General features: G+C 57.8%; 18 protein-coding genes. 12 read left to right on the top strand and 6 right to left on the bottom strand.

Features of this window, described 5'->3' with window-relative positions; genetic code table 11:
- Positions 1-104: 104 nt before the first annotated feature.
- Both acrD and narQ read right to left on the bottom strand, forming a co-directional pair.
- The gene (acrD, locus tag O1722_RS06695) at positions 105-3,218 is read right to left on the bottom strand and encodes a multidrug efflux RND transporter permease AcrD (RefSeq protein WP_017383494.1); all 3,114 of its coding nucleotides are present in this window, start codon (positions 3,216-3,218) and stop codon (positions 105-107) included.
- A gap of 141 nt (positions 3,219-3,359) precedes the next feature.
- A complete protein-coding gene (narQ, locus tag O1722_RS06700) occupies positions 3,360-5,054 on the bottom strand; it encodes a nitrate/nitrite two-component system sensor histidine kinase NarQ (protein WP_023304187.1) in 1,695 nt (564 codons plus the stop codon).
- A 152-nt stretch (positions 5,055-5,206) separates the two neighbouring features.
- Between narQ and aegA the strand changes: the two genes are divergently transcribed.
- From aegA to O1722_RS06715, 3 genes are all read left to right on the top strand, one after another.
- Complete coding sequence (gene aegA / locus O1722_RS06705; protein ID WP_071963990.1) at positions 5,207-7,183, top strand: formate-dependent uric acid utilization protein AegA; 1,977 nt, start codon at positions 5,207-5,209, stop codon at positions 7,181-7,183.
- 67 nt (positions 7,184-7,250) lie between these two features.
- Positions 7,251-7,844 (top strand): GDP-mannose pyrophosphatase NudK, encoded by a 594-nt coding sequence (nudK, locus tag O1722_RS06710; protein WP_033487428.1) that lies wholly within the window; start codon positions 7,251-7,253, stop codon positions 7,842-7,844.
- 106 nt (positions 7,845-7,950) lie between these two features.
- Positions 7,951-8,994 (top strand): DUF1176 domain-containing protein, encoded by a 1,044-nt coding sequence (locus O1722_RS06715; RefSeq protein WP_023295117.1) that lies wholly within the window; start codon positions 7,951-7,953, stop codon positions 8,992-8,994.
- A 93-nt stretch (positions 8,995-9,087) separates the two neighbouring features.
- Here O1722_RS06715 and tkt read toward each other — a convergent pair whose 3' ends face one another.
- Both tkt and tal read right to left on the bottom strand, forming a co-directional pair.
- The gene (tkt, locus tag O1722_RS06720; protein ID WP_033487427.1) at positions 9,088-11,076 is read right to left on the bottom strand and encodes a transketolase; all 1,989 of its coding nucleotides are present in this window, start codon (positions 11,074-11,076) and stop codon (positions 9,088-9,090) included.
- Between the two features lie 19 nt (positions 11,077-11,095).
- Complete coding sequence (tal, locus tag O1722_RS06725) at positions 11,096-12,046, bottom strand: transaldolase (protein ID WP_015572217.1); 951 nt, start codon at positions 12,044-12,046, stop codon at positions 11,096-11,098.
- Between the two features lie 286 nt (positions 12,047-12,332).
- Here tal and maeB point away from each other — a divergent pair, with 286 nt between their 5' ends.
- Entirely contained in the window at positions 12,333-14,612 is a 2,280-nt protein-coding gene (maeB, locus tag O1722_RS06730) for an NADP-dependent oxaloacetate-decarboxylating malate dehydrogenase (protein WP_023295115.1), read from the top strand.
- A gap of 84 nt (positions 14,613-14,696) precedes the next feature.
- On the opposite strand, the gene hemF is transcribed toward maeB, so the two are convergent.
- Together hemF and amiA are read right to left on the bottom strand one after the other, a co-directional pair.
- Positions 14,697-15,596 carry an oxygen-dependent coproporphyrinogen oxidase gene (gene hemF, locus O1722_RS06735; protein ID WP_033487426.1) on the bottom strand — a complete coding sequence of 300 codons (900 nt, stop codon included), beginning with the start codon at positions 15,594-15,596 and terminating at the stop codon, positions 14,697-14,699.
- Positions 15,596-16,471, bottom strand: coding sequence for an N-acetylmuramoyl-L-alanine amidase AmiA (gene amiA, locus O1722_RS06740; RefSeq protein ID WP_032669416.1), 876 nt, complete (start codon positions 16,469-16,471; stop codon positions 15,596-15,598). The genes hemF and amiA overlap by 1 nt, the downstream gene beginning before the upstream one ends.
- Before the next feature lie 212 nt (positions 16,472-16,683).
- On the opposite strand from amiA, the gene O1722_RS06745 reads away from it, so the two are divergent.
- The 8 genes from O1722_RS06745 (at position 16,684) to cysA (ending at position 23,158) form a co-directional block, all read left to right on the top strand.
- Positions 16,684-17,109: a GNAT family acetyltransferase gene (locus O1722_RS06745; RefSeq protein WP_003861292.1), complete on the top strand. Its 426-nt coding sequence runs from the start codon at positions 16,684-16,686 to the stop codon at positions 17,107-17,109.
- Positions 17,096-17,545, top strand: a complete 450-nt coding sequence (locus O1722_RS06750) for a DUF2919 domain-containing protein (protein WP_032669417.1) — start codon at positions 17,096-17,098, stop codon at positions 17,543-17,545. Before O1722_RS06745 ends, O1722_RS06750 begins: the two co-directional genes overlap by 14 nt.
- 63 nt (positions 17,546-17,608) lie before the next feature.
- Complete coding sequence (locus O1722_RS06755) at positions 17,609-18,184, top strand: RpoE-regulated lipoprotein (RefSeq protein ID WP_015572220.1); 576 nt, start codon at positions 17,609-17,611, stop codon at positions 18,182-18,184.
- Between the two features lie 92 nt (positions 18,185-18,276).
- Positions 18,277-19,176: a Dyp-type peroxidase gene (locus tag O1722_RS06760; protein ID WP_017383480.1), complete on the top strand. Its 900-nt coding sequence runs from the start codon at positions 18,277-18,279 to the stop codon at positions 19,174-19,176.
- Positions 19,177-19,352: 176 nt separating this feature from the next.
- A complete protein-coding gene (locus tag O1722_RS06765) occupies positions 19,353-20,366 on the top strand; it encodes a sulfate ABC transporter substrate-binding protein (RefSeq protein WP_032649009.1) in 1,014 nt (337 codons plus the stop codon).
- Positions 20,366-21,199: a sulfate/thiosulfate ABC transporter permease CysT gene (cysT, locus tag O1722_RS06770; protein WP_017383478.1), complete on the top strand. Its 834-nt coding sequence runs from the start codon at positions 20,366-20,368 to the stop codon at positions 21,197-21,199. Before O1722_RS06765 ends, cysT begins: the two co-directional genes overlap by 1 nt.
- The gene (gene cysW, locus O1722_RS06775) at positions 21,199-22,074 is read left to right on the top strand and encodes a sulfate/thiosulfate ABC transporter permease CysW (RefSeq protein ID WP_003861305.1); all 876 of its coding nucleotides are present in this window, start codon (positions 21,199-21,201) and stop codon (positions 22,072-22,074) included. The genes cysT and cysW overlap by 1 nt, the downstream gene beginning before the upstream one ends.
- Positions 22,064-23,158 carry a sulfate/thiosulfate ABC transporter ATP-binding protein CysA gene (gene cysA, locus O1722_RS06780; protein WP_017383477.1) on the top strand — a complete coding sequence of 365 codons (1,095 nt, stop codon included), beginning with the start codon at positions 22,064-22,066 and terminating at the stop codon, positions 23,156-23,158. The genes cysW and cysA overlap by 11 nt, the downstream gene beginning before the upstream one ends.
- The last annotated feature ends 43 nt before the right edge of the window (positions 23,159-23,201 follow it).

The following is a 23,201-nucleotide window of genomic DNA, read 5'->3' on the forward strand; positions in this document are numbered from 1 at the left end:
CGGTAAGAAATGCAAGAGCACTTAATTAACTAAAATAACCATAGTGTGAAAGAATCACACAATAAAAAGGCGGCCTGTAAAGCCGCCTTTTTTATTTCAACGTGTTATTCCGGCTTATCCTTCAGCGGGAAACGACGGCGTACCAGCACAAAGAACAGCGGTACGAAATAGATAGCCAGAATCGTCGCCGAAATCATTCCCCCCATAACGCCCGTTCCCACCGCGTGCTGGCTGCTGGAGCCTGCGCCGGAGCTGGTGGCCATCGGCAGGACGCCAAACACAAACGCCAGAGAGGTCATCAGGATCGGACGCAGGCGCTGACGACAGGCGTGCAGCGTGGCGGCCATCAGTTCGTGACCTTTGGCATTCATCTCATTGGCAAATTCGACGATCAGAATGGCGTTTTTCGCCGACAATCCGATTACGGTGAGGAGTCCGACCTGGAAATAGACATCATTTTCCAGGCCGCGCATCCAGGTTGCCAGCAGCGCGCCGATGACCCCGAGAGGCACCACCAGCATCACCGAGAACGGCACTGACCAGCTTTCATACAGCGCCGCCAGACAGAGGAACACCACCAGCAGCGAAAGGGCATACAAGGCAGGCGCCTGAGCGCCGGAAAGCCGTTCCTGGTAGGACATCGCCGTCCACTCCAGGCCAAAGCCGGTCGGTAACTGCTGAACCAGTTTTTCCATTATATCCATTGCGGTGCCGGTACTGACGCCCGGCGCGGCTTCACCGACAATCTCCAGCGCCGAATAGCCGTTGTAACGCTCCAGACGCGGTGAACCGGTCTCCCAGCGTGACGTCGCAAACGCCGAGAACGGCACCATGCCGCCGGTGTTATTGCGCACATACCAGCGGTTGATATCGTCCGGCAGCATGCGGTATTTGGCGGCAGACTGAACGTAGACCTTCTTCACGCGGCCGCGATCCATAAAGTCATTCACGTAGCTTGAGCCCCATGCCGTTTGCAGGGTGTCGTTAATGTCGTCGATGGAGACGCCCAGCGCCTGCGCTTTACGCTGGTCAATATCCACCTGTAGCTGAGGGCTGTCATCCAGACCGTTATGACGAACGCGGGTAAGCTGCGGATCTTTCCCGGCCAGCTCCAGCAGCTTGTCGCGAGCAGCCATCAACGCGTCATGCCCGGCACCCGCGTGATCCTGAAGCTCCATATCAAACCCGGCTGAGCTGCCCAGGCCGCTGATGGCGGGCGGGCTGCTGGCGAAAACGCGCGCTTCCTTGATTTTGTTGAACGCTTTGGTTGCACGCTCAATGATGGCAAAGGAGGAGCCGGTATCGCTGTCGCGCTGGTCCCAGTCTTTCAGGCGCACAAACATACGCGCCACGTTCTGCCCGTTACCGCCAGGGCCAGAGCCGACGGTGGAGAAGACGGAGACCACGTTATCTTTCTCCTGAGTATGGAAGTAGTTCTCAACCTTCTGCACCACTTTCAGGGTCTGCTGCTGGGTCGAGCCGCTGGGTAACTGTACGGAGGTGATAAACATGCCGCGATCTTCCAGCGGCAGGAACGAGGTTGGCAGCCGCAGGAACAGGAAGACCATGCCGCCGAGCAGCAGGACATAAACCACCATCCAGCGCACGCTGCGGTGCAGTACTTTACCCACGCCCGCTTCATAGCGCGCCGCATTGCGGTTAAACATGCGGTTAAACCAGCCGAAGAAGCCTTTTTGACCGTGGTGTTCGCCCTTATGCAGCGGTTTCAGCAGCGTCGCGCACAGGGCAGGGGTAAGGATCATCGCCACCAGTACGGAGAGCACCATTGCAGAGACGATGGTGATCGAGAACTGGCGATAAATCGCGCCCGTGGTGCCGCCAAAAAACGCCATCGGGATAAATACCGCCGACAGCACCATGGCGATACCGACCAGCGCGCCCTGAATCTGTCCCATCGATTTGCGCGTGGCCTCGCGGGGCGAAAGCCCTTCCTCGCTCATGATGCGCTCAACGTTTTCCACCACCACGATGGCATCATCCACCAGCAGACCGATGGCCAGCACCATGGCGAACATGGTCAGAGTGTTGATGCTGTAACCGAAGGCATACAGCACCGCAAAGGTACCCAGCAGCACCACCGGCACCGCAATAGTGGGGATCAGCGTAGCGCGGAAGTTTTGCAGGAACAGGTACATCACGAGGAACACCAGCGCGATAGCTTCGAGCAGGGTTTTCACCACATCTTCGATGGAGGCCTTTACGAACGAGGTGGTTTCGTAGGCGACTTTGTACTCCAGTCCGTGCGGGAAGAAATGCGACAGCTCATCCAGACGCTCTAGCACCCGCTGCGCGGTCGCCATTTCGTTGGCGCCGGAGGCCAGTTTCACCCCCAGCCCGGACGCGGCATTACCGTTGAAGCGGCTCAGGTAGTCATATTTTTCCGCCCCCATTTCCACGGTGGCGACATCCCCCAGACGCACTTCCGAACCGTCCTGATTCACGCGTAGCGTGATATTGCGGAACTGTTCAGGTGTCTGGAGCAGCGACTGGGAGTTGATGGTGGCGTTAAGCGCCTGGTTATCCACGGACGGGGTACCGCCGAGCTGCCCCACGGCAATCTGGGCGTTCTGCGATTCGATAGCGTCGGTGACATCTTTGGCGGTCATCTGCACGCTGTTCAGCTTGTTGGGATCCAGCCAGATACGCATGGAGTACTGCGAGCCGTAGGCGTCGATATCACCCACGCCGTTGATACGGCTGAGCGGGTCCTGAATATTACTGGCGACGTAGTCCGCTATGTCCTGCTTATCCATTGAGCCATCGGTTGAAACAAACGCGATGGTCAAAATATTGGTGTCACCGGTTTTACGCACGGTCACCCCCTGGTTCTGCACCGCCTGAGGCAGTTTACGCAGGGCCGATTGCAGCTGGTTTTGCACCTGCTGCACCGCTTCATCCGGATCCGTGCCCGCCGTAAAGCTCAGGGTTACCGTCGCCTGGCCCGTGGCGCTGCTCTGTGAGGACATGTACATCAGGTTATCGAGACCCGTCATGTTCTGCTCGATAACCTGGGTGACGGTATTTTCCAGCGTCTGTGCCGAGGCGCCAGGGTAGTTCGCCGTGATACGCACGTTGGGGGGCGCGAGGTCAGGGTATTGCTCAACAGGAAGGGACGTAATCGCCAGGACACCCGTCAGACACAACAGGATTGCAAGCACCCAGGCAAAAATGGGGCGATCGATGAAAAAATTCGCCATTAAAGTGTGACCTCGTTTTGCTGCACGTCATTATTGTTTATTGCCCGCCTAACTTTAGCGGTAAGGCCCAGGTCAAACGTGGAGAAATAAAGGAGATAATGTAAATTATCATGCGCTTTTTTCAGCGCGCCTTCTTTCTCGCTATTTTTCAGCCTGGGCCGCAGGCGTCTGGAACGTTACGCTGACCTGTGTCCCGCCCTGTGGCGGCTGAGAAAAGTGTAATGTCCCGCCGAGCCGTCCCGCGCGTTCGCGCATGATATTCAGCCCGTAATGCCCCGGCGGTTCACTGGCGTCGCCGATACCAATGCCGTTGTCGCGGATCGTGACCGTGTGAGTGCCGTCCGCGATGGTGACGCAGCTGACCACAATCTCGCTGGCGTCGGCATGTTTAATCGCATTCAGCACTGCCTCACGCACAATCTGTAAGAGGTGCACCTGTTTTTGTGCGTCCAGCGCCAGCGATGAGAGACGGCAGTCGAGCACCAGCTTCGCGCGGGTCTGGCTTTGCAACCCGTCGAGAGACTCCTGTAGCGCGGCAGGAAGATTGGCGTGATTGAGCGTCAGGCGGAAGGTGGTGAGCAGCTCGCGTAGCTGATGCCAGGCATTATTCAGCTCGCGGGAGAAGTCCGTAATGATGGTCTGCGCCGGAGCATTGTCGCCGGGCACGGCATGCTTCAGCAGCGTAAGCTGAATACGCAAATAGGAGAGCACCTGCGCCAGCGAATCATGCAGCTCGCGCGCGATGGTGGCGCGCTCCTCCATCAGCAGCAACTGCTGATAATGTTTCTGCGCCTGATTAAAATAGAGCCCCCGGCCCAGCATCGTCGCCACGCTTTCCATGAGCGGCAGCGGAACATCCCCGGTCGCGCTTTGCCAGCGCAGTTCGCCGTACAGGGTGTCCTGCATTAACACCGGTAAATTGTGCATTTTCTCGCCCGGGGACTCCTGTCCTTCGTAAAGCTGCCAGTCGTCACTGGTGCGCAATTGCAGGTAATTCATCTGCGTATAGTCATGCACAATCTGCAAAATATGCCGGAAACAGTGGCTGTCTATCTGCCCGGTATTCAACGCCTGTGAGCATTTAAACAGCATTTCGAGCTGCTGATGCGCTTCATTCAGGTGGCGGGTTTTTTCAGCAACGGAGCGCTCAAGTGAACGGTACAGGGTGTGTAATTCCGCCGACATATGGTTGAAGGCGCGGGAAAGCTGGCCCAGCTCGTTGGGAAGCGTAGTATCCGGCGCGGGAGTGTCGAATTGCCCCTGTTCGATACGCTCGCTCGCCGCCACCAGATTATTCAGCGGCAGCACAACCTGACGGCGGATGCGCCGCAGGGTCACCACCGCCAGCAGCAGGATGCCCAGGCCACCCGTCAGCGACATGAAAATCACCAGCTGAATTTTATGTTCGGTGTAGTGCTGTAGCGCCAGCACAAAGGCATCTATCCGGCCCACGAAATCCTCTATGTGGTTCTGATACCATCCGGTATCGCCGCTGGCGATGCGCGTGTCCATCTCCTGCCAGCCAAGGTGCAACTGCTGGTAACGCTGTTTGACGTCCTCTGGCACATACCAGCGGTTTAGCTTCTGCAACGCAGGCGCGCTCAGCGTTTTTTGCCAGACCGCGCGGTGCTCTGCCAGCGATGGGCCGGCGCGCTGCATTTCGTAGCCCAGGCGGTAGCTCTGCATACGCAGCGAGCCGGCGATGTTAATCGCCTCGGCGTCGCGCTGGCTGCTGGCGAGTGTGACCAGCGCAATGGCGCTGATCAGAACGGACAAGACAATCATCGAAAAGAAAGCCCGAGCCAGGCTTCCCGATACGGGGCGTTTAACGGTCACTCATCAGCTTCCTGAATTAAATTGATCTGCCACAGGTTCACTGGAAATAGTTCGGCTTCCTGGGCATTTGAACATTGCGTCGCCATGCCGCTGTGGGTAAATACGATAGCAATAGAAAGAATAAGGTTATTGAACCAAAAACAGGTGTTGTTATGAATCGTTTTATTATGGCCAACGCTCAACAGTGTATCGGTTGTCGCGCCTGCGAAGTTGCCTGTGTGATGGCGCACAACGGGGAACAGCACGCGCTGAGCGAGCGCCATTTTCATCCCCGCATTACGGTCCTTACTTCTGGCTTGCGAAAAAGTCCCGTGACCTGCCACCACTGTGAAAATGCGCCCTGCGCGCAAAGCTGCCCGAACGGAGCCATCACGCAACACAACGACAGCGTACAGGTCAATCAACAAAAATGCATTGGCTGTAAAGCCTGCGTGGTGGCCTGTCCGTTTGGCACGATGGACATGCTGATCGCCCCGCTGGAAAACGACAGCGTAAAGGCCTCGGCGCACAAATGCGACCTCTGCCTGGAAAGGCCGCAAGGCCCGGCCTGCGTGGAAAACTGCCCGGCGGCGGTGCTTACGCTCGCCACCCCAGCCGTACTGGATAAGCTGGTTAAACAGCGCCGACAGCGCAGCGCAAGGCTGGACGCGCTGCCGTGGCACAGCGAGGCGGTTCAGTCAGTCCCTCCGCAAACCAAACGGCAACAGATGCAAAACACCCCGGCGCGCGGTGAGCCGGATAAGCTCAGCCCCGAAGCACGCGCATACCATTTTAACGAGATCTACCTGCCGTTTCGCCCGGAACAGGCGCAGCGAGAGGCATCCCGGTGCCTGAAATGTGGCGAGCACAGCATTTGCGAGTGGACCTGCCCGCTGCATAACCACATTCCCCAGTGGATTGAGCGGATCGGGGCGGGGGATATCGTCGGTGCGGCTGAGCTTTCTCACCAGACTAACTGTTTACCGGAAATTACCGGCCGCGTCTGCCCACAGGATCGATTATGTGAAGGCGCCTGCACCCTGCGGGATGCGTCAGGGGCAGTAACCATCGGTAATATAGAACGGTATATCTCGGATCGGGCGCTGGCGATGGGCTGGACGCCGGACGTCAGCCACGTTAAGCCGGTCGGTAAGCGCGTCGCCATCATCGGCGCCGGTCCGGCAGGGCTGGCCTGCGCCGACGTGCTGGTGCGCAGCGGCGTCGGCGTGACGGTCTACGACCGCCATCCGGAAATCGGCGGATTGCTGACCTTTGGTATTCCGGCCTTCAAGCTGGATAAATCCCTGTTAGCGCGGCGCAGAGAGATATTCAGCGCGATGGGCATCCGCTTCGAGCTGAACTGCGAGGTGGGAAAAGACGTGTCGATGGCCCAACTGCAAAACGACTACGATGCCCTGTTCATCGGCGTAGGGACCTATCGTTCCATGAAAGCGGGTATCCCTCACGAAGACGCGCCGGGTGTGTACGACGCGCTGCCGTTTTTAGTGGCAAACACGCGGAACGTGATGGGCCTTGATCCTGCCGCAGACGAACCGTTTATCGACACACAGGGTTTAAACGTGGTGGTGCTCGGCGGGGGCGATACGGCGATGGACTGCGTGCGCACCGCGCTGCGGCATGGCGCGGCGAAAGTCACCTGCGCCTATCGGCGGGACGAGGCCAACATGCCGGGCTCAAAGAAAGAGGTTAAAAACGCGAAAGAAGAGGGCGCAGCGTTTGAATTTAATGTCCAGCCGGTTGAGCTCACGCTGGATACCGACGGGAAGGTTAACGGTATCCGGATGCTGCGCACCAGGCTGGGCGAGCCGGATGCGCAGGGGCGGCGGCGTCCTGTCCCGGTGGCGGGCAGTGAGTTTGTCATGCCAGCGGATGCGGTGATCATGGCGTTTGGTTTTAATCCGCACGCCATGCCGTGGCTTCAGGCGCAGGGCGTCGACACCGACGACTGGGGGCGCATCAGGGCCTCCGTGGAGAGCCGTTATCGCTACCAGACCTCGAATCCGCAGATTTTTGCTGGCGGTGATGCGGTACGCGGTGCGGATCTGGTGGTCACCGCGATGGCGGAAGGGCGCCATGCCGCGCAGGGGATCATGGACTGGCTTGGCGTGCCGCCGCGCAACATGCATTAATGCAGACGGGCGACAAAGCGGGCTTCACGGCGTAGTATAAACAGACTCATTTTGCCGTGGAGCCCGTATGTCCCTGAACATTACCGTTATTAAAGACAAAATCCTTTCTGAAAATTACTTTGTCCTGCGTAACATCACTTACGATCTCACCCGTAAGAACGGGGACGTCATTCGCCATAAACGCGAAGTCTACGACCGGGGCAATGGTGCAACCATCCTGCTGTATAACCGTGAAAAGCAAAGCGTGGTGCTGATCCGCCAGTTTCGCATCGCGACATGGGTCAATGGCAACGCGGACGGACGTCTGATTGAAACCTGTGCAGGTCTGCTTGATGACGATGAGCCGGAAGTGTGTATCCGCAAAGAAGCCATTGAGGAGACGGGTTTTGAAGTGGGTGCGGTGCAGAAAGTCTTTGAGCTGTTTATGTCCCCTGGCGGGGTTACCGAGCTGGTTCACTTCTTCATTGCGGAATATACCGATGCTCAGCGCACGCACCGGGGCGGTGGTGTGGACGATGAAGATATTGAAGTGCTGGAAATGCCTTTCGCTCAGGCTGTCGACATGGTGAAACGCGGCGAGATCCGCGACGGTAAAGCGGTGATCCTGTTGCAGTATCTGCAAACCAGCGGGCGGATGAATGCGGCGGCGGAAGCGCGATAAGTTGTATTTCAGATAAATCTATCCGATAAATCCGATTGAGCCAGCCCGCCCAGGGCACGAAGATACGCCCCAGATTGACCTATTCGTTTCCGGGGCTGTGCCGTTCATGCGCTACTGCGTTTATCTTCTCTTCTTCATTTGCGTGCTTCCCGCGCCTTTGGTGTGGGCTGCGCCTGCGCAGCAGTCTTTTTCAGACTGGCAGGTGACCTGCAATAACCAGAACTTCTGCGTAGCGCGCAATACCGGCGAGCATCGCGGTCTGGTCATGACGCTGAGCCGCAGTGCGGGGGCAAAAACGGACGCCAGCCTGCGCATCGATCTCGGCGGGCTTTCGGCGCCTCCGGTGAAAGAGCCTGACATCGCCCCGCGCCTGCTGCTCGACAATGTGCCGCTTAAACTCACGTCGCAACACTGGCAGTTAGCCCCCTGGCATCTTAAAACAGACGATACGGCCACCATCACCACGTTTCTGAAAACCATTCAGGAAGGGCAGGCGCTGACCCTGCGCGGGGGGAAGCAGACAATTTCTCTGGCCGGTCTGAAAGCGGCGCTGCTGTTTATCGATGCCCAGCAAAAACGCGTCGGAAGTGAAACGGCGTGGATTAAAAAAGGGGATAGTCCACCGCTGAGCGTGCCGCCTGCGCCGGCATTAAAAAAGGTGGCGGTGGTGAACCCCACGCCAACGCCGCTGACGCATAACGAACTCAACGATCTGCTGGATTACGGTACCTGGCGCATGAACCACAGCCAGTGCTCTCTCGATCCGAACCGGCGTGAAGTGCGCGTGACCGCGCTGACCGATGACAAAGCGCTGATGATCATCAGCTGTGAGGCGGGGGCGTACAACACCGTCGACCTGGCGTGGCTGGTGTCGCGTAAAAAACCATTTTCGGCCAGGAGCGTGAGATTGCGCCTGCCGTTTACCCCTTCCAGCCAGAGTAGCGACATGGAGCTGATGAATGCCAGCTTCGACGAAAAAACGCGCGAGCTGACCACGCTGGCGCTGGGACGCGGGATTGGCGACTGTGGGATCCAGACCCGCTGGCGTTTTAACGGCCAGCGCTTCCGCCTGGTACGCTACGCGGAAGAGCCAAGCTGTGATAACTGGAATGGGCCAGATGCCTGGCCCACGCTGTGGATCACAAGGTAGGGTTTTGCCCGGTGGCGCTGTCGCTTACCCGGCCTACTTTTTAGAACCGTAGGCCCGGTAAGGCGTAGCCGCCACCGGGCAACGCAGATCGCACTACAGCACGCTTAGCGCCTTCTCCACCACGTTCTCAACGGTAAAGCCGAAATACGGGAACAGCTTGTCGGCCGGGGCGGATTCACCGTAACCATGCATCCCGACAATTGCCCCTTTCAGACCCACGTATTTGTACCAGTAGTCGGCAATGCCAGCTTCAACCGCCACGCGCGCCGCGACGTTTGAAGGCAGCACCGATTCGCGGTACGCCTCATCCTGGGCATCAAAGATATCCGTTGAAGGCAGGGAAACCACGCGCACCGCGTGACCCTCGGCGGTCAGTTTCTCCGCCGCTTTTACTGTGATTTCCACCTCGGAACCGGTGGCGATCAGGATCACGTCTGGCTTACCGCCGCTGTCTTTCAGGATGTACCCGCCGCGGGAGATATTATTCACCTGCTCCGGCGTGCGCTCGATCTGCGCCAGGTTCTGGCGCGACAGGATCAGCGCCGTGGGTCCGTTATGACGCTCTACGGCCAGCTTCCAGCCCACTGCCGCTTCCACCTGATCGCAAGGACGCCAGGTGCTGAAGTTTGGCGTTAAGCGCAGGCTTGCCAGCTGCTCTACCGCCTGGTGCGTCGGCCCATCTTCACCCAGCCCGATAGAGTCGTGGGTATACACCATGATTTGCCGCGCCTTCATCAGGGCCGCCATACGCGCCGCGTTACGGGCATATTCGACAAACATCAGGAAGGTGGCAGTGTACGGCACGAAGCCGCCGTGGTGGGCGATGCCGTTGGCAATGGCGGTCATCCCGAACTCGCGCACGCCGTAGTGGATGTAGTTCCCGGCAATGTCCTCCTTCAGGGATTTAGAGCCGGACCAGATGGTGAGGTTACTTGGCGCCAGATCCGCCGAGCCGCCCAGCAGTTCGGGCAGGATTGGGCCAATCGCGTTCAGGGTGTTTTGTGATGCCTTACGGGTGGCAATTTTCGCCGGGTTGGATTGCAGGTTCTCAATCAGCGCATGAGTTTTCTCTTCCCAGTCTTCCGGCAGGCCGCCGCTCATGCGGCGGGTAAACTCAGCCGCCAGCTCCGGATACGCTTTTTTGTAGGCGGCAAACTTCTCGTTCCAGGCCTGCTGCGCTTTTTCACCTGTTTCGCGAGCATCCCAGGCCTTGTAGATCTCTTTTGGGATCTCAAAGGCCGGGTGTTTCCAGCCCAGTTTCTGGCGGGTCAGCGCCACTTCCTCTTCACCCAGCGCCGCGCCGTGCGCCTCCTCTTTGCCCGCTTTGTTCGGCGAGCCGAAGCCGATGGTGGTGCGGCAGATGATCAGGGACGGTTTGTCCTTCACGCTCTGCGCTTCCTGAATCGCTTTTTTCACCGCCTCAGGATCGTGACCGTCGATCTCGTGCACTACGTGCCAGTGATAGGCTTCAAAGCGTTTCGCCGTATCGTCGGTAAACCAGCCCTCGGTTTCCCCGTCAATGGAGATACCGTTGTGATCGTAGAAGCCAATCAGCTTGCCCAGCCCCAGGGTGCCCGCCAGAGAACAGACCTCGTGAGAGATCCCCTCCATCAGACAGCCGTCGCCCATAAAGACATAGGTATAGTGATCGACAATCTCGTGGTCGGGCTGGTTGAACTGCGCGGCCAGCGTACGTTCGGCAATCGCCAGGCCAACGGCATTCGCCAGCCCCTGGCCCAGCGGGCCGGTAGTGGTTTCAACGCCCGGCGTATAGCCGATCTCCGGGTGGCCCGGCGTTTTGGAGTGCAGTTGGCGGAAGTTTTTTAATTCCTCAAGCGGCAGATCGTAGCCGGAAAGGTGCAGCAGGCTGTAGAGCAGCATCGAGGCGTGCCCGTTGGAAAGAATAAAACGGTCGCGGTCGTACCAGGTCGGATCGGTAGGGTTGTGCTTCAGGAAGTCGTTCCACAGCACTTCGGCGATATCAGCCATCCCCATGGGGGCGCCAGGGTGGCCGGAATTGGCTTTTTGTACGGCATCCATGCTGAGGGCGCGAATGGCGTTGGCGAGCTCTTTACGGGACATAGTTCACTCCGTGGCAAGGTTAAAGTTTGGCGGCGAGAAGATCTTCGAGTTTGCGCTGGTCGACGGCGAACTGACGGATGCCGTCCGCCAGTTTTTCCACGGCCATTGGATCCTGATTGTGCTCCCAGCGGAATTCCGCTTCGGTCATGGGTTTTGGTTTTGGCAGAACGGTGGAGGTTGGCACAAGCTTGCGGATCACCGTCTCTTCACTCTCCTGAAGCTTCTTCAGCAGGTCTGGGGAGATGGTCAGCCGGTCGCAGCCCGCGAGCGCGAGGATCTGCTCGGTGCGGCGGAAGCTGGCCCCCATCACGATGGTCTCGTAGCGGTGCTGCTTGTAATAATCGTAGATATTACGCACCGATTTCACGCCGGGATCTTCGTCCACCACATACGGATCCATCGGCTGTTTCGCCTGATACCAGTCGTAGATACGTCCGACAAACGGTGAAATCAGGAACACGCCCGCTTCGGCGCAGGCACGCGCCTGGGCGAAGGAGAACAGCAGCGTCAGGTTACAGTTGATCCCCTCTTTCTCCAGCACTTCCGCCGCGCGGATGCCTTCCCAGGTGGAGGCAAGCTTGATCAGGATGCGTGATTTATCGATCCCCTGCTCCTGGTAGAGTTCCACCAGGCGGCGAGCCTTGCTAATGCTCTTTTCCTGGTCGAATGAGAGGCGGGCATCCACTTCGGTGGAGACGCGTCCCGGTATGCTTTTAAGAATTTCCGCACCGATATTGACCGCCAGCTTGTCACTGGCTTCGGCGACCTGCTGCTCCTGCGTTTTACCGCGCTGTTTGCCGTAGGCAAGGGCGTCATCAATCAGATGACTAAAGTGCGCAAGACCGGCCGCCTTGAGCAGCAGCGAGGGGTTGGTGGTCGCGTCTTCCGGCTGGTAGTGACGAATCGATTCGATGTCGCCGCTGTCTGCAACCACGGTGGTAAATTGTTTGATGCCGTCTAGCTGGTTCATAATTACTCCTTGGAAATAAAAGAGTTAGTCGAGTGCGTCAGGTCACACTTCTGAGAAAATCATGATGGACTTAACAAAAAAGCATAGCAGACGGGGGAGGCATTGCTGTCTGAGACGGGTAACATGGCTGTTATAAATTGATAACAATTTTTATTCTGCAATGGTGAGAGTTTGGCAGCCTTCAAAGTTTAGGAGCCTGCCTGCGGCGATACTATGCGGCACACCAGGGTGTGCATAGGAACGTCAACATCACCCTTTTTGACCGAAACGTGAAAGGAATAACAAGATGGATGATCAGTTAAAACAAAGCGCTCTCGATTTTCACGAGTTTCCTGTTCCGGGTAAAATCCAGGTATCCCCGACCAAACCGCTGGCGACCCAGCGCGATCTGGCGCTGGCCTACTCGCCAGGTGTAGCTGCCCCGTGCCTTGAAATCGAAAAAGATCCGCTGGCAGCGTACAAATACACCGCCCGTGGCAACCTGGTGGCCGTTATCTCTAACGGTACGGCGGTACTGGGGTTAGGGAACATTGGCGCGCTGGCCGGTAAGCCGGTGATGGAAGGGAAGGGCGTTCTGTTTAAGAAATTTGCCGGTATCGACGTCTTCGATATCGAAGTGGACGAACTGGACCCGGATAAATTCATCAACGTGGTGGCGGCGCTGGAGCCGACCTTCGGCGGCATCAACCTGGAAGACATCAAAGCGCCGGAATGTTTCTATATCGAGCAGAAGCTGCGCGAGCGTATGAACATTCCCGTGTTCCATGACGACCAGCACGGCACGGCGATTATCAGTACCGCCGCCATTCTGAACGGTCTGCGTGTGGTGGAGAAAAACCTCTCCGACGTGCGCATGGTGGTCTCCGGCGCTGGCGCCGCGGCCATCGCCTGTATGAACCTGCTGGTGGCGCTGGGCATGCAGAAACACAACATCGTGGTCTGCGACTCCAAAGGCGTGATTTACAAAGACCGCGAGCCAAACATGGCGGAAACCAAGGCGGCCTATGCGGTGGAAGACGACGGCAAGCGCACGCTAGAAGACGTCATTGAAGGTGCCGACATTTTCCTCGGCTGTTCAGGCCCGAAAGTACTGACCCAGGAGATGGTGCAGAAGATGGCGCGCGCGCCAATGATCCTGGCCCTGGCGAACCCGGAGCCGGAAATTCTGCCGCCGCTGGCGAAGGCAGTGCGTGAAGACGCGATCATCTGTACCGGACGTTCGGACTACCCGAACCAGGTGAACAACGTGCTCTGCTTCCCATTCATCTTCCGCGGTGCGCTGGACGTCGGCGCTACGGCAATCAACGAAGAGATGAAGCTCGCCGCCGTTCATGCTATCGCAGAGCTGGCGCACGCCGAGCAGAGCGAAGTGGTGGCCTCCGCCTACGGCGATCAGGATCTGAGCTTCGGCCCGGACTACATTATCCCTAAACCATTTGACCCGCGTCTGATCGTGAAGATCGCGCCAGCGGTGGCCAAAGCGGCGATGGACTCTGGCGTGGCGACGCGACCGATTGAAGATTTCGATGCCTACGTCGATAAACTCACCGAGTTCGTCTACAAAACCAACCTGTTTATGAAGCCGATCTTCTCCCAGGCGCGCGCTGACGCGAAGCGCGTGGTGCTGGCGGAAGGGGAAGAGGCGCGCGTGCTGCATGCCACGCAGGAGCTGATCACCTTAGGGCTGGCGAAACCGATCCTGATTGGTCGTCCGAGCGTGATCGAGATGCGTATCCAGAAGCTGGGCCTGCAAATTAAGCCGGGCGTCGACTTTGAGATCGTCAATAACGAATCCGATCCGCGCTTCAAAGAGTACTGGAACGAATACTATTCGATTATGAAGCGTCGCGGGATCACCCAGGAGCAGGCGCAGCGGGCGGTGATCAGCAACACCACGGTGATCGGCGCGATCATGGTTCACCGCGGTGAGGCGGATGCGCTGATCTGCGGCACCATCGGCGAGTACCATGAGCATTTCAGCGTGGTGCAGGAGATCTTCGGCTATCGCGAGGGTGTCCATACTGCCGGCGCAATGAACGCGCTGTTGCTGCCAAGCGGTAACACCTTTATCGCCGATACCTACGTCAACGACGATCCTTCCCCGGACGAACTGGCGGAAATCACCGTGATGGCGGCGGAAACCGTGCGCCGCTTTGGTATCGAGCCGAAAGTGGCGCTGCTGTCGCATTCTAACTTCGGGTCATCCAAATCCGCGGCGGCGTGCAAAATGCGCCAGACGCTGGACCTGGTGCGCGAGCGTGCGCCGGAACTGATGATCGACGGCGAGATGCACGGCGACGCCGCGCTGGTGGAGAGCATTCGTAATGAACGTATGCCGGACAGCCCGCTGAAAGGCTCGGCGAACGTGCTGATTATGCCGAACGTGGAAGCGGCGCGTATCAGCTATAACCTGCTGCGTGTGTCGAGTTCTGAAGGGGTGACCGTAGGGCCAGTGCTGATGGGGGTGTCAAAACCGGTACATGTATTAACGCCGATTGCCTCCGTGCGTCGTATCGTCAACATGGTAGCGCTGGCGGTGGTTGAGGCACAGACGCAGCCGCTGTAATTTTTACCCTCGCCCTAACCCTCTCCCAAAGGGAGAGGGAATTTATACTCCCTCTCCCTTTGGGAGAGGGCAGGGGTGAGGGGGTTACACCCAGTTCCGAACCCGAATAAACTCACGCAAGGCAGCCTCCGGGCTGCCTTCTTTGGGTTCAAAGCTGTATTCCCAGCGCACCAGCGGCGGCATCGACATCAGAATGGACTCCGTGCGCCCACCGGTTTGCAGGCCAAACAGCGTCCCGCGATCCCATACCAGGTTAAACTCCACGTAACGCCCGCGGCGGTACAGCTGGAACTCACGCTCGCGAACGCCGTAGTCGGTGTTTTTGCGGCGTTCGACAATCGGCAGATAGGCATCGGTAAAGCCTTTACCCACTGCGCGCATAAAGCTGAACGCGGTATCAAAATCCGGCGTGTTGAGATCGTCAAAGAACAGCCCGCCGATGCCGCGTTGCTCGTCGCGATGCTTCAGATAGAAATAATCATCGCACCACTTTTTGTATTTCGGGTAAACGTCTTCGCCAAACGGCAGGCAGAGGTCGCGCGCGGTGGTGTGCCAGTGCACGGCGTCCTCTTCGAAGCCATAGTAAGGCGTTAAGTCGAAACCGCCGCCAAACCACCAGACCGGATCGGCCCCCGGTTTTTCCGCGATGAAAAAGCGCACGTTGGCGTGGCTGGTTGGCACAAACGGGTTATGCGGATGCACCACCAGCGAGACGCCCATCGCCTCGAAGCTGCGGCCCGCCAGTTCAGGCCGATGCGCCGTGGCGGACGCCGGCATTGCATCACCGTGGACGTGGGAGAAGTTGACCCCGGCCTGTTCAAAAATGCCACCGTTACGCAGCACGCGGCTGCGTCCACCGCCGCCCGCTTCGCGCTGCCAGGCATCTTCCTGAAATTCACCGCCGTCTGCGGCGGCCAGTTTCTGGCAAATCGCGTCCTGTAACTGCATCAGGAAAGTTTTGACCAGTTGTGCATTCGGTTTCATCAACGTTTCCTGGAGTGCGCTTTTTGATTATCGAACCAGTTGAAATAACTGATGACCCCGGAGGCGATAGCGTTCGCGATCTTCTGACGAAACGCCGTGGTGCCGAGTAAACGCTCCTCTTCCGGGTTGGTAATGAACGAGGTTTCAACCAGCACGGACGGAATGGACGGGGACTTCAGCACCACAAACGCGGCCTGCTCGGTGCTTTTACTGTGCAGACGGTGCACGGGCTTAATCCGTTTAAGGATATGCGAGCCGAGCGTCAGGCTGTTTTTGATGGTATCGGTCTGCACGAGATCAAACAGAACCTGCTGCAACAGATGGTCTTTGTCGGTGGCTTTTTTCCCGGCCACTTCATCCGCCCGGTTTTCGCGATCGGAGAGGTATTTCGCCATGGCGCTACTGGCGCCACGGTTGGAGAGGGCGAACACCGATGCGCCTGCGGCGGAAGGGTTTGTGAAGCCATCCGCGTGAATGGACATAAACAGGTCGGCGCCGTGCTTATGGGCAATTTCCACGCGATCGTACAGCGGGATAAACGTGTCGCCCGTGCGCGTCAGGCGGGCGTCAATGCCGTTGCTGCGTAAAATTGCGCGCACATTTTTTGCAATTGCCAGCACGACGTGTTTTTCTTTCGACCCGTTTCCGCCAATGGCGCCGGTGTCGATCCCGCCGTGGCCCGGATCGAGCATGACCAGACGCTTTGCGCCGGCTTTTTTGGTTTTCGGCTTGCTGTGTCCGTTACTGGTTTTAAGCGAGCTCTCTTCTTTTGCCTGAGCCTGCTTTGCGATGCCTGTTAACGTTAAGGCCGCCAGCCCCGCTTTGAGAACCTGACGACGCGATGTGAGTGCTTTTAATGGTTTGAATGTGCTCATGCGGCCTGAATTGTAAAAATTGGGGTCCTGGTGTTATATCGTATCGCGTTTTGCGTGACGACATTCCTTATTGAGAATTGTTTTACTTTTCATTTCAATACGTGACAAAGTGACATTATGCCAAATTTTGGCGAGTTTTTCCCCGGTTATTGGCTAAATGCCCTGTTCACGCCATAATCACTGTTTTTAAACCCGAAAAGGCGGTTAATACCATGGAGATACGCGTTTTTCGCCAGGAAGATTTCGAAGAGGTGATCACCCTTTGGGAGCGCTGCGATCTGCTGCGTCCGTGGAACGATCCGGAAATGGACATCGAACGGAAGGTGAATCACGACGTCAGTCTGTTTCTGGTCGCTGAGGTCAACGGCGAGGTGGTCGGGACGGTAATGGGCGGGTACGACGGCCACCGCGGGTCGGCCTACTATCTGGGCGTGCACCCGGAATATCGCGCGCGCGGCATCGCCAACGCGCTGCTTAACCGTCTGGAAAAGAAACTGATCGCCCGTGGCTGCCCGAAAATCCAGATTATGGTGCGGGAAGATAACGACGTGGTGCTGGGCATGTATGAACGTCTGGGCTACGAGCACGCGGATGTACTGACGCTGGGTAAGCGCCTGATCGAAGATGAAGAGTACTGAGTTTCACCCTGGCGACTATGATGTTCACGGTCGTCTGCGTCTGCCTTTTTTATTCTGGGGCGTTCTGCTGTTGCAGGCCCGCACCTGGGTGCTGTTCTTGATGGCTGGCGCGTCACGCGGGCAGGGCGATACGCTACTGAATCTCTTTTATCCCGATCACGATGCGTTCTGGCTGGGGTTACTGCCCGGTGTACCGGCGGTGCTGGCGTTCCTGTGCAGCGGTCGGCGGCAGTTCCTCCCGCGCTTCTGGCGCGCACTTCGCTGGCTGTTGATTCTGGCGCAGGTTGTGCTCCTGGTCTGGCAGCCCGTGCTCTGGCTGTACGGCGAGCCGCTTTCCGGTATCGGGATTGCGCTAGTGGTGGCGGATATTGTCGCGCTGCTGTGGCTGGTCACGAACCCCCGTTTACGCGCCTGTTTTACGCAAGAGTCAGATTAAAACGGCACTTTTTGCCGATACTGCACTCCAACAAGCGTTGATTTATTACGTAAGGACGTCTCAATGAAATCGCTGCGTTTACTTTTATGCGCTCTCCCGCTGGCGTTAACCGGCTGTTCCACGCTCTCATCCATCAACTGGTCTGCGGCCTATCCGTGGAACTGGTTTGGCTCCTCAACGGAAGTGACCGAGCAGGGCGTGGGCAAAATCACCGCCTCGACGGCGCTGGATCAGGATGCCATTCAGGAGGCCATCGGCAGTGATTATCGCCTGCGCAGCGGCATGAAAACCGAGAACGGCAACATCGTGCGCTATTTCGAAGCGTTGAAAGACGACAAGGTGGCGATGGTCATCAACGGCGATAAAGGTACGGTCAACCGCATTGCGGTGATGGATGAAGAGATCCCGACCTCAGGTGGCGTGAAGGTAGGTACGCCGTTTGGCGAACTCTATCAGAAAGCGTTTGGCCACTGCGCCAGCGTGCCCTCGGATGACAGCGTGGCGGTCGAGTGTAAGGCCGACGGCAGCCAGCACATTAGCTATGTATTCAGCGGCACCTGGAACGGTCCGGAAGGGTTAATGCCCTCTGACGACACCCTGAAAAAGTGGAAAGTGAGCAAAATTATCTGGAAGCAGTAATTTGCGCCTGAGCAAGCCGCCTCGCTGAAATCCAGGTATAATAGCCGCCATCAATGCCACGCTGTCGTGGCATCTTTTTTTCAGGAGGAGCGATGTCTCAGGTTCAGAGTGGCATTTTGCCAGAACATTGCCGCGCGGCGATTTGGATTGAAGCCAACGTCAAAGGGGACGTGGATGCCCTGCGCGCGGCCAGCAAAATTTTCGTTGATAAACTGGCCACCTTTCAGGCCAAATTCCCCGAAGCCCATCTGGGCGCGGTGGTTGCCTTTGGCAATACCGTCTGGCGTCAGCTGAGCGGCGGCGAAGGCGCAGAAGAGCTGAAAGACTTTATTCCTTATGGCAAAGGTCTTGCGCCCGCCACCCAGTATGACGTCCTGATTCATATCCTCTCCCTGCGCCATGACGTGAATTTCTCCGTCGCTCAGGCAGCGATTGAGGCCTTTGGTGACAGCATCGACGTGCAGGAAGAGATCCACGGTTTCCGCTGGGTGGAAGAGCGCGATTTGAGCGGCTTCGTCGACGGCACCGAAAACCCGGCCGGGGAAGAGACGCGTCGCGAGGTGGCTGTAATCAAGGATGGCGTGGACGCGGGCGGCAGCTACGTGTTCGTCCAGCGCTGGGAGCATAACCTCAGGCAGCTCAACCGCATGAGCGTGCATGACCAGGAGATGATGATTGGCCGCACCAAAGACGCCAATGAAGAGATTGACGGCGATGCGCGTCCGGTCACGTCCCACCTGACCCGCGTTGACCTTAAAGAAGACGGTAAGGGGCTGAAGATTGTTCGCCAGAGCTTGCCGTACGGCACCGCGAGCGGTACGCACGGCCTGTACTTCTGCGCTTACTGTGCGCGCCTCTACAACATCGAACAGCAGCTGCTGAGCATGTTTGGCGATACCGACGGCAAGCGTGACGCCATGCTGCGCTTCACCCGTCCCGTGACCGGCGGCTACTACTTTGCGCCGTCCGTTGAGCGCCTGCTGGCGCTGTAAATCGCTCTCCATTCGTAGGCCGGGTAAGCGTTAGCGCCACCCGGCAATTTCTCCCGCACCCCTTATTCCCTTTTCTGCTTCTAAATCACCAAACGGTATATAAAACCGTTACTCCTTTAGACTCCGTTATAAATATTATGACTATAAGATAGTCATCACATTTATAAGGGTGCGCAATGGCCGTTACTGTACTGAAAAAAGGATCGCTGGCACTGGCAGGTTTACTGCTGGTGGCGCAGGCGCAGGCAACCGAGTTGCTGAACAGTTCTTATGATGTTTCGCGCGAGCTGTTTGCCGCCCTTAATCCCGCATTTGAACAGCAGTGGGCGAAAGAGAACAACGGCGACAAGCTGACCATCAAACAGTCGCACGCTGGCTCATCCAAGCAGGCGCTGGCCATTTTGCAGGGGCTGAAAGCGGATGTGGTGACCTACAACCAGGTCACGGACGTGCAGATCCTGCACGACAAAGGCAAGCTGATCCCGGCGGACTGGCAAAGCCGCCTGCCGAACAACAGTTCGCCGTTCTACTCCACCATGGGCTTCCTGGTGCGCAAGGGCAACCCGAAAAACATTCACGACTGGAACGACCTGGTGCGTTCTGACGTCAAGCTGATTTTCCCGAATCCGAAAACCTCCGGCAACGCGCGTTATACCTATCTGGCGGCGTGGGGCGCGGCGGACAAAGCTGACGGTAACGATAAAGCGAAAACCGAACAGTTTATGACCCAGTTCCTGAAAAACGTCGAAGTGTTTGACACCGGCGGCCGGGGCGCAACCACCACTTTCGCCGAGCGCGGGCTGGGCGACGTGCTGATCAGCTTTGAATCCGAAGTGAACAATATTCGTAAACAGTACGAAGCGCAGGGCTTCGAAGTGGTTATCCCGAAAACCAACGTTCTGGCCGAGTTCCCGGTGGCGTGGGTGGATAAAAACGTCAAAGCCAACGGCACAGAGAAAGCGGCAAAAGCCTATCTCAACTATCTGTACAGCCCGCAGGCGCAGACGGTGATTACTGACTATTACTACCGCGTTAATAATCCGGACGTGATGAACAAGCTGAAAGACAAATTCCCGCAGACCGAGCTGTTCCGCGTGGAAGATCATTTCGGCGCCTGGCCTGAGGTGATGAAAACGCATTTTGCCAGCGGCGGTGAGTTAGACAAATTGCTGGCGGCGGGGCGTAAGTAATGTTTGCAGGATCAACAAGACGTGTGCTGCCGGGTTTTACCTTAAGCCTCGGGACCAGCCTGCTGTTCGTCTGTCTGATTTTATTGTTACCGCTCAGCGCTCTGGTGATGCAGCTCGCTGAGATGAGCTGGTCCCAGTACTGGGAAGTGGTCACCAACCCGCAGGTGGTGGCGGCCTACAAGGTCACGCTGCTGTCTGCATTCGTGGCCTCGATTTTTAACGGCGTGTTTGGCCTGCTGATGGCATGGATCTTAACCCGCTATCGCTTCCCGGGCCGCACGCTGCTCGACGCCCTGATGGATCTGCCGTTTGCCCTGCCGACGGCGGTGGCCGGTCTGACGCTGGCGTCGCTGTTCTCCGTGAACGGCTTTTACGGCGAATGGCTGGCGAAGTTTGATATTAAAGTGACCTATACCTGGATCGGTATCGCGGTGGCGATGGCCTTCACCAGCATCCCGTTTGTGGTACGTACCGTGCAGCCGGTGCTGGAAGAGTTAGGCCCCGAATACGAAGAGGCTGCGGAGACCCTGGGCGCCACGCGCTGGCAGAGTTTCCGTAAGGTTGTGCTGCCGGAACTTTCTCCGGCCTTGCTGGCGGGGGTGGCGCTTTCCTTTACCCGCAGCCTCGGTGAATTTGGCGCGGTCATTTTTATTGCCGGGAACATCGCGTGGAAAACCGAAGTGACCTCGCTGATGATTTTTGTCCGTTTGCAGGAGTTTGATTATCCGGCCGCGAGCGCGATTGCCTCGGTGATCCTTGCCGCGTCGCTGCTGCTACTGTTTTCGATTAACACTCTGCAAAGTCGCTTTGGTCGACGTGTGGTAGGTCACTGATGGCGGAAGTTACGCAATTGAAGCGCTATGACGCGCCCCGCATCAACTGGGGCAAATGGTTTCTGATTGGTACCGGCGTGCTGGTCTCCGCATTCATTCTCGTCGTGCCGATGGTGTACATCTTCGTGCAGGCCTTCAGCAAAGGGATTATGCCCGCGCTGCAAAACCTGGCCGATCCGGACATGCTCCACGCCATCTGGCTGACGGTGATGATTGCCCTGATCACCGTCCCGGTGAATCTGGTGTTTGGCGTATTGCTGGCCTGGCTGGTAACGCGCTTTAACTTCCCGGGGCGTCAGCTGCTGCTGACCCTGCTGGATATCCCGTTTGCGGTGTCTCCGGTGGTGGCGGGTCTGGTTTATCTGCTCTTCTACGGCTCCAATGGCCCGCTGGGCGGCTGGCTGGATGAGCACGACCTGCAAATCATGTTCGCCTGGCCGGGGATGGTGCTGGTGACCGTCTTTGTCACCTGTCCGTTCGTGGTGCGCGAGCTGGTGCCGGTGATGCTCAGCCAGGGCAGCCATGAAGATGAAGCCGCGGTGCTGCTCGGCGCTTCCGGCTGGCAGATGTTCCGCCGCGTCACGCTGCCGAATATCCGCTGGGCACTGCTTTACGGCGTGGTGCTGACCAACGCCCGTGCGATCGGTGAGTTTGGCGCGGTGTCGGTGGTATCCGGCTCGATTCGCGGCGAAACCCTGTCGCTGCCGTTACAGATTGAATTACTGGAACAGGACTACAACACCGTCGGTTCCTTTACTGCCGCAGCGTTGCTGACGCTGATGGCGATTTTGACCCTGTTTTTGAAGAGTGTGGTGCAGTGGCGTTTAGAGAATCAGGAAAAACGTCAGCATCAGGAGGGAAATCATGAGCATTGAGATTGCCAATATTAAGAAGTCTTTTGGTCGCACCCAGGTGCTGAATGATATCTCGCTGGATATCCCTTCCGGACAAATGGTGGCGCTGCTGGGGCCGTCTGGCTCCGGTAAAACCACGCTGCTGCGTATTATCGCCGGGCTTGAACACCAGACCAGCGGACATATTCGCTTCCACGGTACGGACGTTAGCCGCCTGCACGCCCGCGACCGTAAAGTGGGCTTTGTATTTCAGCATTATGCGCTGTTCCGCCACATGACGGTATTCGACAACATCGCGTTTGGCCTGACCGTGCTGCCGCGTCGTGAACGTCCAGATGCCGCCGCCATCAAAGCGAAAGTGACCAAACTGCTGGAGATGGTGCAGCTTGCGCATCTGGCGGACCGCTTCCCGGCTCAACTTTCCGGCGGGCAGAAGCAGCGCGTGGCGCTGGCGCGTGCGTTAGCCGTTGAACCGCAAATCCTGCTGCTGGACGAACCGTTTGGCGCGCTGGATGCGCAGGTGCGAAAAGAGCTGCGCCGCTGGCTGCGTCAGCTGCATGAGGAACTCCAGTTCACCAGCGTTTTCGTGACCCACGATCAGGAAGAGGCGATGGAAGTGGCCGATCGCGTGGTGGTAATGAGTCAGGGCAACATTGAGCAGGTTGACGAGCCAGAGCAGCTCTGGCGTGAACCGGCGACCCGCTTTGTGCTGGAGTTTATGGGGGAAGTAAACCGCCTTCAGGGCACCATTCGCGGCGGTCAGTTCCACGTTGGCGCGCACCGCTGGCCGCTGGGGTATACCTCCGCGCATCAGGGGCCGGTGGATCTGTTCCTGCGTCCGTGGGAAGTGGACGTCAGCCGCCGTACCAGCCTGGATTCACCGCTTCCGGTGCAGGTGCTGGAAGCTAGCCCTAAAGGGCACTACACCCAATTGGTGGTACAGCCCCTGGGCTGGTACACCGAGCCGCTGACCGTGGTTATGCGTGACGACGTGCCGCCGCACCGGGGGGAGCGCCTGTTTGTCGGGCTGCAACACGCGCGCATTTATCACGGTAACGAGCGCATTGAAACGCGCGAGGATATTGCTCTGGCGGAGTCAGCCTGATAGGTTATTAGTATGTTTATCGCCCGGTGGCGCTGCGCTGACC

It is taken from the genome of Enterobacter cloacae complex sp. HYC003_NIDB (genome assembly GCF_056673375.1).

Excerpts from the sequence above, each read along its gene's own strand:
- amiA (WP_032669416.1), bottom strand. The coding sequence starts at position 16,471 with ATGAGCACATTCAAACCATTAAAAGCACTCACATCGCGTCGTCAGGTT.
- cysA (WP_017383477.1), top strand. The coding sequence starts at position 22,064 with ATGAGCATTGAGATTGCCAATATTAAGAAGTCTTTTGGTCGCACCCAG.
- maeB (WP_023295115.1), top strand. The coding sequence starts at position 12,333 with ATGGATGATCAGTTAAAACAAAGCGCTCTCGATTTTCACGAGTTTCCT.
- O1722_RS06715 (WP_023295117.1), top strand. The coding sequence starts at position 7,951 with ATGCGCTACTGCGTTTATCTTCTCTTCTTCATTTGCGTGCTTCCCGCG.
- cysW (WP_003861305.1), top strand. The coding sequence starts at position 21,199 with ATGGCGGAAGTTACGCAATTGAAGCGCTATGACGCGCCCCGCATCAAC.
- O1722_RS06765 (WP_032649009.1), top strand. The coding sequence starts at position 19,353 with ATGGCCGTTACTGTACTGAAAAAAGGATCGCTGGCACTGGCAGGTTTA.
- hemF (WP_033487426.1), bottom strand. The coding sequence starts at position 15,596 with ATGAAACCGAATGCACAACTGGTCAAAACTTTCCTGATGCAGTTACAG.
- tal (WP_015572217.1), bottom strand. The coding sequence starts at position 12,046 with ATGAACCAGCTAGACGGCATCAAACAATTTACCACCGTGGTTGCAGAC.
- acrD (WP_017383494.1), bottom strand. The coding sequence starts at position 3,218 with ATGGCGAATTTTTTCATCGATCGCCCCATTTTTGCCTGGGTGCTTGCA.
- nudK (WP_033487428.1), top strand. The coding sequence starts at position 7,251 with ATGTCCCTGAACATTACCGTTATTAAAGACAAAATCCTTTCTGAAAAT.
- tkt (WP_033487427.1), bottom strand. The coding sequence starts at position 11,076 with ATGTCCCGTAAAGAGCTCGCCAACGCCATTCGCGCCCTCAGCATGGAT.
- O1722_RS06750 (WP_032669417.1), top strand. The coding sequence starts at position 17,096 with ATGAAGAGTACTGAGTTTCACCCTGGCGACTATGATGTTCACGGTCGT.
- O1722_RS06760 (WP_017383480.1), top strand. The coding sequence starts at position 18,277 with ATGTCTCAGGTTCAGAGTGGCATTTTGCCAGAACATTGCCGCGCGGCG.
- cysT (WP_017383478.1), top strand. The coding sequence starts at position 20,366 with ATGTTTGCAGGATCAACAAGACGTGTGCTGCCGGGTTTTACCTTAAGC.
- aegA (WP_071963990.1), top strand. The coding sequence starts at position 5,207 with ATGAATCGTTTTATTATGGCCAACGCTCAACAGTGTATCGGTTGTCGC.
- O1722_RS06755 (WP_015572220.1), top strand. The coding sequence starts at position 17,609 with ATGAAATCGCTGCGTTTACTTTTATGCGCTCTCCCGCTGGCGTTAACC.
- O1722_RS06745 (WP_003861292.1), top strand. The coding sequence starts at position 16,684 with ATGGAGATACGCGTTTTTCGCCAGGAAGATTTCGAAGAGGTGATCACC.